Annotated in this window: 13 protein-coding genes; 6 read left to right on the top strand and 7 right to left on the bottom strand. The window is 64.4% G+C overall.

Annotation, left to right across the window (positions count from 1 at the left end):
* The first annotated feature begins 81 nt into the window (after positions 1–81).
* Positions 82–549: a hypothetical protein gene (locus tag ACIPRI_RS12610; RefSeq protein WP_446621794.1), complete on the top strand. Its 468-nt coding sequence runs from the start codon at positions 82–84 to the stop codon at positions 547–549.
* Here the strand turns inward: ACIPRI_RS12610 and ACIPRI_RS12615 are convergent.
* The 6 genes from ACIPRI_RS12615 to ACIPRI_RS12640 all read right to left on the bottom strand — a co-directional run bounded on the left by ACIPRI_RS12615 (position 546) and on the right by ACIPRI_RS12640 (position 6,014).
* Complete coding sequence (locus ACIPRI_RS12615) at positions 546–1,013, bottom strand: hypothetical protein (protein WP_446621795.1); 468 nt, start codon at positions 1,011–1,013, stop codon at positions 546–548. The two genes, ACIPRI_RS12610 and ACIPRI_RS12615, sit on opposite strands and share 4 nt — an antisense overlap.
* Complete coding sequence (locus ACIPRI_RS12620) at positions 1,010–2,920, bottom strand: DUF927 domain-containing protein (protein WP_446621796.1); 1,911 nt, start codon at positions 2,918–2,920, stop codon at positions 1,010–1,012. Before ACIPRI_RS12620 ends, ACIPRI_RS12615 begins: the two co-directional genes overlap by 4 nt.
* Positions 2,917–3,495, bottom strand: coding sequence for a CHC2 zinc finger domain-containing protein (locus ACIPRI_RS12625; RefSeq protein ID WP_446621797.1), 579 nt, complete (start codon positions 3,493–3,495; stop codon positions 2,917–2,919). Before ACIPRI_RS12625 ends, ACIPRI_RS12620 begins: the two co-directional genes overlap by 4 nt.
* Before the next feature lie 12 nt (positions 3,496–3,507).
* The gene (locus tag ACIPRI_RS12630; protein WP_446621798.1) at positions 3,508–3,795 is read right to left on the bottom strand and encodes a helix-turn-helix transcriptional regulator; all 288 of its coding nucleotides are present in this window, start codon (positions 3,793–3,795) and stop codon (positions 3,508–3,510) included.
* Positions 3,796–3,875: 80 nt separating this feature from the next.
* Entirely contained in the window at positions 3,876–4,388 is a 513-nt protein-coding gene (locus ACIPRI_RS12635; RefSeq protein ID WP_446621799.1) for a hypothetical protein, read from the bottom strand.
* A 147-nt stretch (positions 4,389–4,535) separates the two neighbouring features.
* The gene (locus ACIPRI_RS12640; RefSeq protein WP_446621800.1) at positions 4,536–6,014 is read right to left on the bottom strand and encodes a hypothetical protein; all 1,479 of its coding nucleotides are present in this window, start codon (positions 6,012–6,014) and stop codon (positions 4,536–4,538) included.
* A gap of 648 nt (positions 6,015–6,662) precedes the next feature.
* On the opposite strand from ACIPRI_RS12640, the gene ACIPRI_RS12645 reads away from it, so the two are divergent.
* Positions 6,663–7,025 carry a hypothetical protein gene (locus ACIPRI_RS12645; protein ID WP_446621801.1) on the top strand — a complete coding sequence of 121 codons (363 nt, stop codon included), beginning with the start codon at positions 6,663–6,665 and terminating at the stop codon, positions 7,023–7,025.
* A 111-nt stretch (positions 7,026–7,136) separates the two neighbouring features.
* Complete coding sequence (locus ACIPRI_RS12650) at positions 7,137–8,165, top strand: lysyl oxidase family protein (protein ID WP_446621802.1); 1,029 nt, start codon at positions 7,137–7,139, stop codon at positions 8,163–8,165.
* 62 nt (positions 8,166–8,227) lie between these two features.
* Here ACIPRI_RS12650 and ACIPRI_RS12655 read toward each other — a convergent pair whose 3' ends face one another.
* Positions 8,228–8,971, bottom strand: coding sequence for a helix-turn-helix transcriptional regulator (locus ACIPRI_RS12655; protein WP_446621803.1), 744 nt, complete (start codon positions 8,969–8,971; stop codon positions 8,228–8,230).
* Between the two features lie 312 nt (positions 8,972–9,283).
* Here ACIPRI_RS12655 and ACIPRI_RS12660 point away from each other — a divergent pair, with 312 nt between their 5' ends.
* The 3 genes from ACIPRI_RS12660 (at position 9,284) to ACIPRI_RS12670 (ending at position 13,028) form a co-directional block, all read left to right on the top strand.
* Complete coding sequence (locus ACIPRI_RS12660; protein ID WP_446621804.1) at positions 9,284–9,685, top strand: hypothetical protein; 402 nt, start codon at positions 9,284–9,286, stop codon at positions 9,683–9,685.
* A 152-nt stretch (positions 9,686–9,837) separates the two neighbouring features.
* Entirely contained in the window at positions 9,838–10,800 is a 963-nt protein-coding gene (locus ACIPRI_RS12665; RefSeq protein ID WP_446622095.1) for a TAXI family TRAP transporter solute-binding subunit, read from the top strand.
* An 86-nt stretch (positions 10,801–10,886) separates the two neighbouring features.
* Positions 10,887–13,028 carry a TRAP transporter permease gene (locus ACIPRI_RS12670; protein ID WP_446622096.1) on the top strand — a complete coding sequence of 714 codons (2,142 nt, stop codon included), beginning with the start codon at positions 10,887–10,889 and terminating at the stop codon, positions 13,026–13,028.
* The last annotated feature ends 71 nt before the right edge of the window (positions 13,029–13,099 follow it).

Below are 13,099 nucleotides of genomic sequence, written 5' to 3' on the forward strand. Positions count from 1 at the left end.
CACATTTCATAGCGTTGCCTCGCGTAGTCAGAGTGTCACGCGGCATGACCACATGCAAACTGTTGGTGAAAGGTTGTAGTCGTGGGTCTTACTTTGAATCAGAAGCGCATCACCCAGGCGTTGCAGGAGAGCGGTGCGCGTTTCATTGTTATCGGTGGTCAAGCCGTGCGAGCGCATGGCCTGGATCGTCAACCCGCTGACCTGGACATCTGGATTGACCGGAGTGCAGCGAATGCTCGGCTGGTGAAAAAGGCGATGAAGCTAGCTGGCGTGCTGGGCGACTCGCCGCCACCGACCGAGGCCAATGTCATCCTTGCTTTCCCGAGTGCCGGCAAGGACAAGGAAGTCGATCTGTTCACGTCGATCGAAGAAGAGGATTTCGATGCATATTTCGATCGCTCCGAACGACACAAGTATGGCAGCCTTGAGCTGGCGACCGTATCGGTGGCCGATCTCATTCGGCTCAAGGAAATTTCGTCTGCACTGACCGATGAACAAGGCCGAAAAAAGGACATCGCCGACATCGAAATGCTTCGCAAGCTGCTCTAGGGTCGAGCAATGTGAACAACTATGCAGCAATCGGCGATTGGAGGCACGCCGTCGGCGCAGCGCCGTGCGCGGCCCTGGCGACACTCGGCGCATGAGTGGCGGTCATCGTGCTCGCGGTCGCGCCTGGTCAGCGTCTCTGCCAGGCGCTCGGCCTCGCAATCGCGCAAGCCCAGCGCCAGCAGGCGGACATGGCGGCCCACGAATAGGGCGATCTCGGCGCTGTTCATGGCTGCATCGGGGCCGGGGTCGTTGGGCCAGCACCAGCGATCAATGTCCTGCTTCGGGTCGCTCGCGCTCTGTGTCTCGACCTTTGGAATTTCTGGTGTTGCAGGTGTTGCAGGTGTGCAGCCCAATACTGGCGCGGGTTTCGCTGCAACACCACCCCTTGTGCCTGGTGTTGCAGGTGTCGCAGACGAAGGCTCGCGCAGCCGCTCAAAGAGCCCTTTCAGCACGCCCAAGCTCATGCAGCACCGCCCAGTTTGCTTGGATTGATGATGTAGACGCGAACCGGGATGCCACCCAGGCGTAGCGAGTGCGAGCGCTTGTCGCTGGACTGTGGAACTTCGAGGGCACCGCACTGCTGCAACGCATCCAGGCCCCGCTTGAGGTCGATTCCCTTGAGCGCTTCGCGCATGGCGCAGGTCGTGAACATGTAGCGGCGCTCGCCGCCGTCGCCCCTCCACCAGCCTGCGCGGTCCCGTACCACCACCGTGGCGCTACCATCAGCGGGCTCGAATCGTGAACCCCCGTGGCAATCAATGAAGTCGCGCACGCGTTCTGTCGCCTGCTCGCGTTCCAGGCTGCCAACCATCGGCCCGCACAGGGCCTTCCAGGCTGCAAAGTACTGCGCTGCAGCTTCCGTGGCCTGCCCTTCCTTCCACCCGGTGACGCCGTAGGTCGTGGCCAGTTCGCCCGCCACAGCCAGCAGAGCAAAGCGCGCCGCTGCACGCTTTTCCTGGCCGTCGCTCGCAGCAAACTGCTCCAGCGCCTTCATTGCTTCCAGCGCCTGCGCAATGGCGGTGTCATCGTCGCATGTGATGGCTTCCAGGAATGCCTGCCCCGCGTGGCCGTGATGCGCGGCGCAGGCAGCGCGCAGGGCGTCAGAGAAAGCGGCGCCGCTGGCGTGGCCGTGCAGGTCATCCCAGGCGCCATAGGTGCGATGCGCTGGCACATCCAGCAGACGCACGGACTGCCCCGCCTTGATGCGGTGACCGCCTTCAGCCATCGTCGTTCCAATCGTGCGCTCGCCGCTGGACAACACGCTGCAACGCCAACGCACCACCTGGCGGGCGGCGCCGGTCTTGCTGGCGCGCTGTTTACCACGGCCATTGCCCAGGCTGTAGACGATGGCGCCTACTTCGCGCGGGTCGCATTCGCTGATTTCGTCCAGCGCCAGCAGCGAGTCGTTGAACAAGGCAGCGACACCTTCCATGCCATTGGCGGTGGCCCGCCACGAACGGCGGAAATTGGCGCCGCCCCAAACGCTGCACGCGGCCTCGATTGCGGTGGTCTTGCCCGTGGATGAGTCACCCACCAGGTGCAGGCCACCACTTTCCGCATTGGCGCGCGCGAGCAGCGGACCCGCGAAGGCGCCGCACAAGGCCAAGGTCAAGAGCGGATTGCCAATTGCCAGCGCTGCAACCTGCTCGCGCCAACCTTCGAGCGTGCCGCCGGTCGTGTATTCCTCGCTGGCCCTTTCGCCAGATTGGTAGGCCACATCGGCAGCAGCCGGGCCAATTACTGCATTCGGCAGGACGAAAACTTTCTCCGATGCCCAGCCGGTTTGCAGCACGCAGCGGATGCGCTTTTGCGGCGCACCGTCTTGCAGGTACTGCGCCAACAGCCGGTGGGCGCCCGGGTCAATCTCCACGCCCATCGCCAGCAACTCGCCGCGCAAATCGCTGCCGTCTGCGCGCAGCAGTTCCATGGGCATTGCCCAGGTGCGCCACTCGCCCAGCGTCGTGCGAAAGCGCAGCAGGCGACCAAAGTTGCTGCCGTGCGCATCGGTCGTGACGGCCTCGACGCGTAGGGGACTGCACACCCATTCTTGGGTGGGTGTGGGGCCAGCGCCGCCACGGCTCGCGCGCATCCCGAAATGCCAGACGCCTGCGCGAAGCGGGCGCCCTTCGTGTTCGGCTGCTTCATCCAACACATGGAAGAATGGCCGAACCTTGTCAGTCGGTTCGGGCGAGTCCTGCTTGGGTGCAACACCCGCAACACCACCAGAATCGGCAAGTGTTGCACCCGAACCTGCATGGCTATTGGCCTGCACACCTGCAACACCTGCAACACCGCAAGGCAGGACGGGCGGGTTGTTGGCAATGTCGGCGTCCAGTGCAGCCAGCACCGCCGTGTCTTGTGCGGCCATCATGCGAACAGCTCCGCAATGCGGATAAAGCGTTGGGCGGCGAGCAGAAGGCGGGCCTGGTCGGCGTCGGTGAGTGGCACGCCGTTGGCAACGTTGCCTGCGGCCACCGCCGCCAGCATGATTTCAGGGTTCATCGCCTGCAAGGCGGCACGCGCGCTCAGAGGCGTGGGCTTCAGCGGGCGGATGGGCTGGCCCTCCACCCAGGCGCCCAGTGCACGGCAGGCGGCCTTGAAGTCGTAGCCGTCAGCGGCCATCGAGTAGGCCACCACATCGCCGCCGCGTGCGCCGCAGCCTGCCATGCAAATGAAGGCGCCCGTGTCGATGTTGATGCGCATGGAATCAGAGCCGCCGTGAAATTCGCAGCAGGTCGTGCGCCACTTGCCACGGCCCAACAACTTCAGGCCGCGCGCGTCGTAGAAGGCCACCGGATCAGGCAGCTTGGAACGGTCGAAGCCCATCGTGCGCCAGGGCTTGAAGGTGCCTGTTTTTTGGGCAGTAGAATGGTCGGTGCAATCGTGATTCTGTTGGGCCGTCGCGGGTGTGACCAGCACCCCTGCGGCTTCGTCTTGTGGGGTCATGGTGCCGCCCCGCTAGACCTGGTCCGCCGCCACCAGGTTCGCCACCAACGCCTGCAACTTCTCTGCGCGGCGGGCGCGCTCGGCATGCAGGTGGCGGACCAAGGCACGAATGCCGTCAGCGTGCATGCCCGCGACGCGCGCGGTCGCGATGGCCTCGATTTCATCATGGGGCCAGGCCACGGCGCGCGGGCCGATCTTCACACCCTGGGTGCAAAGGCCGTCCGCAATGTCGTTGTAGATGGAAGTGTTCGAGCGGGGGCCCAATTCCGCTTTGACTTCTGGCAATCGAAGAAGGCGCATCCTTGAACTCCGTGATGGGCTTTGGGCCCTGTTGCAACGGAGCGATTGCACGCCCACCAGGCGCACGAAAAATGCCAAGCTCAGGTTGCGATTTTTTGTGCTCCGCGCATGAGCCGTGACATTTCATTGAGGACGCCACGCATGGTCTTGGCACGGGACGCGCGTCGGCCATCGTCCAGCAGCACCGCCGCGAGCGCTTGCTCGCGGGTGATCCGGCGGCGCGGCGATTGTGCGCGCAGGGCCAGCAGCTTGATGACGGCGCGCTCGGCGATCGGCGTGGCCTTCGAGCCTGACGGGCGCCCCCGCTTGCGGGGCACGGGCCAGTCCAGAAGATTGGTGATTGCCTGGGGTGGTTGCCCCTTGGCGCGCCGAAGCTTTGATTGCAGCGCAGCCAACTGTGCCCGGGCCTGCTGGAGATCGCGCTCGCGCGCTTGAATTTGGGCCTCTGCCTGGCGCTCCCGCAGTTCGGCGTATTCGCGCCACTGGACCCCGTTCCACTTCTCGCGTGGCACCTCGGTGAGCCATTCGGGATCAAGCAGGCCGGGCTCAGGTGGCCACACCAGTGGGCGCGGCAGGTCCAGCCCGAGGTTCACGGGCGCGAGTGGTACCGCGCTAGTAGCATCGTGAGCAGCCATATCACGAACCGTCCTTTCGTGAGATTGGTCAGCCGACCTGGGTGCTGAATACACCTGGGTCGGCGCCGCTTCATTATGGCGACGGCGATGTCAGCGGCAGTTGCTTCACGCCCGCTTGCTGCGCTTGCTGGCCAGGCCGACCACGTTGTCACCCGCAGGCGTGCCGATGCAGGTGTCGGCCACGTAGGCATTCCACTGGCGCAGCGCGGCTGCCTTGGCAGCCAAGTGCTGCCCCTTGTCGTAGTGGCGGTCCTGGACACCGGTCAGACCGTGGCTGAGCAGTTGAGCGCGCACATCCTTGCTGATTCGCAACTCACCGGCCATCATGGTTTCAATCGTGCGGCGGATGTCGCCAGCGCGAAACGGTTGGGTGGCGTGGTTGTTGGCCAGCATGGCGTCGCTGATTTCGCGCACGACCGTCGAGAGCGATTCAGGCACCACCACGGCGCCGCTGGCGCTTGCAAAGATTTCATCGGGCTCCTCTGCGGGCAGCTCGCCGGTCGTTGCATCGTCGTCTTCTCGCGTGGGGCGCAGCGCCGCGATGGCCGTGAGGACTTCCGAGATTTCGGGCGTCATAGGCAGGACATGGGCACGCGCATGCGTGCGCTTGCCCTTGGGGTCGAAGAGCGTGAGCGTGTCGGGGCCGATGTTGGCGTGCCTGAGCCGCAGGAGTTGCTGAAGGCGCTGGCCACCGGTGGCAACCTGGAGTTGGAGCACCAGCCTAGGCAGGGTGCTGGGCGCCACGGCCAGATACGCCAGGAAGTGGCGAAACTCGTCCGTGGACAAGACGCGCTCACCAGCCTTGTTGAAGCTGCTGGCCATCTTCTTGACCGGCACTGCCGATGCCGCATTGGAGACAACGCCAAACCCGGCAGCCGCGCTGGGTGACATCGGGTCGAGGCTCGCGCCAAGGGCCAGGGCAAAAGCGGCGGCCATGTAGCTGCGCAGCTTCACGGCAGTGCGGCCTTTCTTGTTGGGCACGTCCGGGCCCACCAGGCGCGTCAGGATGCGCGAGATGTGTTCCGGGCTGATCGAAGCGCCGGGAAGTGCCCAGAGGTCGGGGAAGGGCGTCTGGACGTGATTCTTGAAGATGTTTCCAGCGTCATAGGCGCTATCGGCCTTGTCGCGTTGCTTGAGCGATGCCACATAGGCATCGAGCATGGCGCCGAAGGTCTTTTGCGCTGCTTCGCGTGATTGGGCCAGCACCGTGGCCTGTTCGATTCGCCGGGCCTCGCGTTCAAGTTCGCGCTTGGCGAGTGGGTTTTCACCATTCTTGATGAGGTCTTGCAGGCGCCGGGCTTCGTCGCGCGCCTGCTTCATGGTCAGTGCGCCTGGCGCATCCGTGGCGCTGTAGCGGCCCAGCGACTGGCGCGCTGTCTTGGCTTCGCGCGACCACTCGAACAGCCATTCGATGACCGTGCCGGTGGTGGTGGCGCGGCGCCGAATCTTGAGGCTTCCCAGGCCCGGACGGATAGCGCCATCAGCCAGCGTCTGGCCCGCGCGCAAGCCAGCAATCGCGGTGACGGTGAGCGCCTTGGGCGCCTTGCGAAGCACCTGAAAAGCGCCATTCTTGTCACGATCCATGTCACGATCCAAAGTTGGTTTTTCTTGTTTTTGATTGTATGCCCTTGGAAGGTCAAAGTCAGTAACCTATTGATTTATAAAGAGGTATTTGATTGTCGATGGATTTCCTTGGAAGACAGTCCAACGGACTGTTAATCCGTAGGTCCCTGGTTCGAGCCCAGGTCGGGGAGCCAAAATAAAACCCTCGCGGTTCCTGAATGCCTCGCTGCCAAGTTGGTAGCGGGGCATTTCCTTTTGGGCAGTTTATTTGGCACTGCCAAATATCCCGTGCCAGGAACGCAGCCGATTCAGGCAACTTCCACCATATTCGGCTGGGCCGTCTGCTGCCAACGAGCCTTGATGTAGATCTCCGTGGTGGTCTTGCTCTTGTGGCCGCACGGCAACTGGATCTGCTCAATCGGCACGCCGTCTGCACCTCGATCGGTGGCAGCTCGTTCCCCTTTTGTGGAATGGCGCCTAGTACTAAAAGCTGACATCGTGGCAGCGCCAACTGCAGGTTCGCATACAGGATCTGCCGAGGGCGAACTTTGGTGACCACGCGTGACAGCCGCACCAGCTGTCGATTGCTTCCGTCCTGGCGTCAGCGTTCCGCGCAGGCGCGGCAAATTGAAGGCGGGTGTCATGACGGAAGTCCACGAGGAGACAAGCATGAAGAAGCGGTATTGGCTGACGCCGGTCGTAGTGGCCCTGAGTGTTTGCGCCGGAACGGCCCTGGCTGCGCAACTCGAGAATCTGAGTGGGCAGTCTTGCGGGGACTACACGGGCACCTGGCACTTCGTCAACAACCAGACGGGAGGCGCCGCCGCCGGTTTGCTCAATGCGACCTGGTCATCGGGGAACGCCTGCAGCGTCAGTCCCTCGAAGGTGCTCTCGAGCACCCAGCACTTCTATTGCACGGGTGCCGGCGCGCTGCTCAGTGCCTCGACGAATCTGCCTGGCAGGCTGGTGCTGTCCGACTTCACCTGCGGCGAGGTCAAGGAGTGCGACCCGAAGAAGGAGATCTGCAAGTAGCCGACTTCGATCTCGCGCGCAATCGGAGGGAGAGGAACTCCCTGCGATTTCGCGCGCGCGGATCCGAGCCCCAACGAAGACTTGTCTCTCGTAACCTGGAAAGCCGCGCCGATGAGCACGAACCCCTCCAACTTTCGGTCGGTCGCCGTTGGCTCGCTGGCGGCTGCTTGTGTTGTGGCGCTTGCCAGCAGTGCGCTGGCCCAGACGGTGATTGACCGGCCGCCCAACCTGAAACCTCTGCCCGCCTCGGCCCTCACGCTCGTGCCCGACCCGTCCGGCGGGTCCACATTGCGCTTCAGCACGACAAGCTGGAACAACGGAACCGGGCCGCTTCAACTCGAGGCAGGTCCCGTCGATACGGGGTCGGGCAAGCAGCAAGTCCTTCAGCGTGTGTTCCTGAGCGATGGCACCTCGTTTCTTCGTCTCTCGGGCTACTTCGAGTGGCATCCCGCCCACAATCACTTCCACTTCGACGACTACGCGCTGTACACGCTGCAACCCGTCAACGCGCCAGGCGGCTCGGTGCGAACTGGAAGCAAGATGACCTTCTGCGTGATGGACACCACCAAGATAGACGGATCGCTGCCCGGAGCGCCCGGGCAGGCGGCATTCAGCAACTGCGGCCAGTTCATTCAGGGCATGTCCGTCGGCTGGGGCGACACCTACGGAAGCCATCTTGCCGGACAAGAGATCGACTTCACGGACAACGCGGATGGCATCTATCAGCTGAAGATCGAGATCGATCCGAAGAAAGTCATCATCGAATCCACGGAGAGCGACAACGTCTCCTGTGTGCTCGTGGACATCAGGAAACCGAGTACGGTCGCCGTGCTGGACAGCAGCGGAAATTGTTCAACGGCGGTGTCGATCACGCCGAACACGGCACGGGCCGGAACGACCGTTCAGGTCACCATCGCGGGCTATGGATTCAGCGACGGCATGACGGTGGCCTTCGAGGGCGGCAATGGTCCGCGGCCGATCGCCAGCAACGTCCGCCTGGCCAGCGATACCTCGACGCTCGACATGATCACTGCGACGGTGACGGTGCCGAACAAGAAACATGGTGGCCGCAACCCGGTATGGGATGTCCGGGTCGGTTCGGGTGGCGTGTTGGTCAAGTCATTTACCGTCACGCAGTAAGGCCTGGCAACGGCGGGTGCGCAAGGCGAATCTGCGAACGAGGTGTCGCGGTAACTGCATCCTCAGATGCGGCTCGAGGCCGCGGGACTCGGACGCAGCGCCACCAAGGCGCGTCGGCGCACCCCGAGTTTGGAAAACACGCTTTGCAGGTGCTTCTTGACCGTGTCTTCCATGACGCCCAATTGATTGGCGATTTCCTTGTTGGTGTACCCACAGCGCAGCAGCGCGACGATTTGCTGCTGGCGCTGCGTGAGCGTGGTGGCGTTGCTCGCCGAGTCGAGTGGCTTGACTGCGACAATGCTGGGGGAAGCCGGCAGCAGGTCGGCAATTGCGTCCGCCAATGCGGCGCGGGACAACCAGAGTTCGCCTCGGCTGACTGCACGGATGGACTCGAGGCCGACCTCGGGCAGGCAGCTGGTGAGCAGGAAACCATGGAAGCGATAGCGCAAGACGTCGACGACCAGTCCATCGCAGAGCTCGTCCCACAGCAGAAGCACGCGTGTATTCGCAGAGAATGCGTGCATCGTTTGAATGGATCCGCCATCCAGGCGGTCTAGCATGGCCCTGTCGAGCAGCAGGACAGCTGGCGACTTCTGCTCAATGCTGTGGCCCAGCCGCGCTGGATCAGTGAGCGGCTCGGCATGAAATTCGGGCGCCTGCTTCAACCTCGCCATCCATTCCAGAAGCAAGGCTTGGCGGTCTGACGCGATCAGGACCGTGATCGGACCGGCGGCTTTGCCATCCAACAGCCGATGGTCGATCTCCACACGAGGTAGCTCAGGCGTGCTGCATTCTTCTGCGTTCATCGTGTCCCTCTCTCCGTCATTCAAATTGCTCGGGTGGGTTTTGTCGTCTGTCGCAGACCTCGACCTCGATTGACCATGCGGGTCCATGCCATGGAGACGAGGCTACGCCGTAAGTCCCCGTCGCTCCATAGGCGCTTTGTCATACGACGCATAGGTGCTGTGTACCAGGCACCCGTTGCCAGGAGCCCCTTGCGGCCCGTCGCCCTCGTTGCCCCCGAGTTGCGCGCTGTTCCCCTTTCGTGGAATGGCGCCCAGTACCAAAAGCTGACACCTTGGCGATGCCCCATGACGGAAGTCCACCAGGAGGCAAGCATGAAGAACACCAGGGACACCGTCGCGGTGCTTGGACAGCGTGAGACGCGCCTGGCGCTCGCAGGTCTTTGCCTGGCCGCCCTGTCCGCAACCGCGGGTGCACCGCTGTTGGCAGCGCCAGCACAGAGGTCGCCCACTGCCGAAGCCGACCGGGTCGGCCAATCAGCCGGCGTCGACGTCGATATCCAGGCCAACGAGGCTGACTTGGCAAGCCATGGCGGCGCGCTCTACAGCCCTTTCAGCACCGCCGTTGAAACGGCTGGGGTAACGCCTCAAGCCCACGCGATGCCGACGCGACAAAGCACGGACGAAGGACCGCCCGACCTCGTGACGGCGGCAGTCACCGCGTTCGTTGCTGCTGGGTTCCTCGTTGTTCTGGTTCGCGTCCTGACTGCGAGTTAGGGGTTAACGCGGAAACTGCAAAGGGCGAGTTCTGCGTGCCTGGCCAGGCATGCCTCCTGCTTCACCTGCCTGCGGGCTTCCCCCATGCAAAGACGCGCCGCCCTGTCGTAGGGTCGGCCACCGCACACCAACGAGGAGTTCTCGACATGACGATGAAGTTCAGGCAATTGGCAGCAGGTGCCCTGGTTTCCGTGATGGCATTGGCCGGCGTTTCGTCGGCGCAGGCGCAGCAGTTCTTTCGCATCGGCACCGGCGGCACCGCCGGAACCTACTACCCGGTGGGCGGGATGATCGCCAACGCGGTGTCGCAGCCGGGCAAGATCGTGGTGACGGCGCAAGCCAGCAACGGCTCGCTGGCCAACGTGAATGCCATCGCCGGCGGCGCCATGGAGTCGGGCTTTTCGCAAGCCGACGTGGCGACTTGGGCCTTCACCGGCACCGGCCCCTACGAGGGCAAGCCCAAGGTGGCCGAGCTGCGCATGATCGCCAACCTGTACCCGGAAAGCATCCACCTGGTGGCCAAGAAGGGCACCGGCATCAAGACCGTGGCAGACCTCAAGGGCAAGCGCGTGGCGCTGGACGAGCCGGGCTCGGGCACGCTGATCAACGCTCGCATGGTGCTGGCCGCCTATGGCGTGAAGGAGGGCGACATCAAGCCCGAATACATCAAACCCAACCAGGCTGGCGACAAGCTCAAGGACGGTGCGCTCGACGCTTTCTTCTTCGTCGGCGGCGCGCCGGCTGGCGCCATCGCCGAGCTGGCGTCCAGCGGCGCGGGCATCGAGCTGGTGCCGCTGGCTGGGCCCGAGGCCGACGCGCTGCGCGCCAAGAACCCGTACTTCGCGGCCGACACCATCCCCGCCAACACCTACAAGGACGTGGCCGCGGCGCAGACCCTGGCGGTGGGCGCCCAGTGGGTGACCAGCGCCAAGGCCGACACCGAGGTGGTCTATCAGATCACCAAGGCGCTGTATGGCCAGGCGGCGCAGACGGCACTGGCGGCCGGCCACGCCAAGGGCAAGCTCATCACCAAGGAAAACGCGGTGCGCGGCGTCGGCATTCCCTACCACCCGGGTGCTGAGAAGTTCTACAAGGAAGCGGGCCTGCTGAAGTGACCGCCGCTGCCGCCGCTGCAGTAGCCGGTGCGGCTCTTCCCGACGACAAGACGCTGCAGGAGCTGGAAGAGAAGTTCGATCCCGAGATGCGGTTCCGCCCCACGGTGCCGCCGGCCACGCAGATCATCAAGTGGCTTCTGATCGCGCTGTCCTGCTTTCATTACTACACGGCGGGCTTCGGCCTGCTGCAGGAGATCACCCACCGCGGGGTGCACCTGGCCTTCGTGCTGGGGCTGATCTTCCTGGTGTTCTCGGCCAGCAAGAAGGGGCAGCAGGCATCGACGGTGGCCAACCGCTGGTGGAGCCCGGGCGGCGTGCCGCTGGTCGACTGGCTGCTGGGGCTGGCCTGCGCCGCCAGCGTGCTCTACATCCCGATGGTGTTTTCCGACCTGGCCTTTCGGGTGGGCAACCCCAGTTTCACGGACGTGCTGTTCGGCTCGATCCTGATGATCACCTTGCTGGAGGCCACGCGGCGCAGCATGGGCTGGCCGCTGCCTCTGATCGCCATCGGCTTTTCCATCTACGCCATGGCCGGGCCGTATTTCCCGGGCCTGCTCAAGCATGCCGGCGCCAGCTGGTCGCAGCTGGTGAACCACCAATACCTCACCAGCCAGGGCATCTACGGCGTGGCGGTGGGCGTGGTGGCGACCTACGTTTTTCACTTCGTGCTGTTCGGCGTGATGGCCACGCGCATCGGGCTGGGCCAGCTGTTCCTGGACATCGCCTCCAGCGTCGCCGGGCGCTTTGCCGGCGGGCCGGCCAAGGTCAGCGTGTTCGGCTCGGCCATGTTCGGCATGCTCAGCGGCTCTTCGGTGGCCAATGCGGTCACGGTGGGCTCGCTGACCATCCCGGCAATGATCCGCGTGGGCTACAAGCGCGAATTCGCGGGCGCGGTCGAAGCCGCATCGTCCACCGGCGGGCAGATCACGCCGCCGGTGCTGGGGGCGGCGGCCTTCCTGATGATCGAGTTCCTCAACGTGCCCTACCAGACCATCATCGCCGCGGCAGTGGTGCCGGCGTTCATGCACTTCTTCGGCGTCTTCATGCAGGTGCATTTCGAGGCCAAGCGCGACGGCCTGCGTGGCCTGACCGAGGCCGAACTGCCCCGCTTGCGCGAGTCGCTGCGGGAGCGCTGGCCCACCTTGATCCCGCTGGTCCTCCTGATCGGCATCCTGGTGACCGGACGCACGCCCTATCTGGCGGCTTTCACCGGCATCACCTCCTGCCTGATCGTCGGCCTGAGCGTGCAGACCCGCGGCAACCGCATCGCCAACTGGGCATTGCTGGCCGTGCTGCATGGGCTCTTGGTGCTGCTGACCTTTGTCGACTGGGGTGCGCAGACCGACACCATCCGCCTCGCCCTGTTCATCGCCGGCGCACTGGTGCTGTGGGGCGCGCGGAGCCTGGCCGGCCTGCGCGGCCGCATGCCGCTGTCGGTGGTGCCCGAGGCGCTGGAAACCGGCGCCAAGTACGCGCTGGCAGTGGGCGCGGCAGCGGCCACCGTGGGACTGGTGATCGGCGTGGTGACGCTCACGGGCGTCGGCTTCAAGGTCAGCTACATCATCACCAATGCCGCGCAGGTGCTGGCGCAGGGCATGGCAGCCGTGGTGCCGGCCTGGCTGGCTTCGGTGCAGGGCATGACGCTGTTTTCGGCGCTGTTGATGACGGGCGCGGTCTGCATCCTGATGGGCTGCGGCATTCCCACCACGGCCAACTACATCATCATGGTGACGGTGGCGGCGCCGACCCTGGTGATGATGGGCGTGGAGCCGCTGGTGGCGCACTTCTTCGTCTTCTATTACGGGGTGCTGGCCGACATCACGCCGCCGGTGGCGCTGGCCGCCTACGCGGCCGCCGGCATGGCGGGGGGCGATCCTTTTCGCACCGGCAACACCGCCTTCCGGCTGGGGCTGGGCAAGGTGCTGGTGCCCTTCGTCTTCGTCTTCTCGCCCAGCCTGCTGCTGGTGACCAAGGGCTTCAACTGGGGCGACTTCGTGGTCACCTTTGTTGGCTGCGTGCTCGGCATCACCGCGCTGGCCGCTGCGTTGAGCCGCTACTTCCTGGTGGCGATGCGGCCCTGGGAACGGCTGCTGTGCGTGGTCGCTGCGGTGTTGCTGATTGCGCCGGGCCTGGGCATCACGCTGGCCGGCATGGTGCTGGTCGCGCCCGTGGTCTGGCGCCAGTGGGTGCGTTGGCGCGCCGAGCACTCGGCCATGGCGCCGGCCTGAATGCCGGCACGGAATGTTAGCGGCGCTGCTGTGCGATTGATCACGGATTAGCTCGAAAGTACGCCGCTCAC

It is taken from the genome of Variovorax sp. LARHSF232 (assembly GCF_052871435.1).

Bases quoted from the DNA above. Each gene is read 5' to 3' on its own strand.
- ACIPRI_RS12620 (WP_446621796.1), bottom strand. From the start codon at position 2,920: ATGATGGCCGCACAAGACACGGCGGTGCTGGCTGCACTGGACGCCGAC.
- ACIPRI_RS12645 (WP_446621801.1), top strand. From the start codon at position 6,663: ATGAAGAAGCGGTATTGGCTGACGCCGGTCGTAGTGGCCCTGAGTGTT.
- ACIPRI_RS12625 (WP_446621797.1), bottom strand. From the start codon at position 3,495: ATGACCCCACAAGACGAAGCCGCAGGGGTGCTGGTCACACCCGCGACG.
- ACIPRI_RS12640 (WP_446621800.1), bottom strand. From the start codon at position 6,014: ATGGATCGTGACAAGAATGGCGCTTTTCAGGTGCTTCGCAAGGCGCCC.
- ACIPRI_RS12630 (WP_446621798.1), bottom strand. From the start codon at position 3,795: ATGCGCCTTCTTCGATTGCCAGAAGTCAAAGCGGAATTGGGCCCCCGC.
- ACIPRI_RS12650 (WP_446621802.1), top strand. From the start codon at position 7,137: ATGAGCACGAACCCCTCCAACTTTCGGTCGGTCGCCGTTGGCTCGCTG.
- ACIPRI_RS12615 (WP_446621795.1), bottom strand. From the start codon at position 1,013: ATGAGCTTGGGCGTGCTGAAAGGGCTCTTTGAGCGGCTGCGCGAGCCT.
- ACIPRI_RS12660 (WP_446621804.1), top strand. From the start codon at position 9,284: ATGAAGAACACCAGGGACACCGTCGCGGTGCTTGGACAGCGTGAGACG.
- ACIPRI_RS12665 (WP_446622095.1), top strand. From the start codon at position 9,838: ATGAAGTTCAGGCAATTGGCAGCAGGTGCCCTGGTTTCCGTGATGGCA.
- ACIPRI_RS12670 (WP_446622096.1), top strand. From the start codon at position 10,887: ATGCGGTTCCGCCCCACGGTGCCGCCGGCCACGCAGATCATCAAGTGG.
- ACIPRI_RS12655 (WP_446621803.1), bottom strand. From the start codon at position 8,971: ATGAACGCAGAAGAATGCAGCACGCCTGAGCTACCTCGTGTGGAGATC.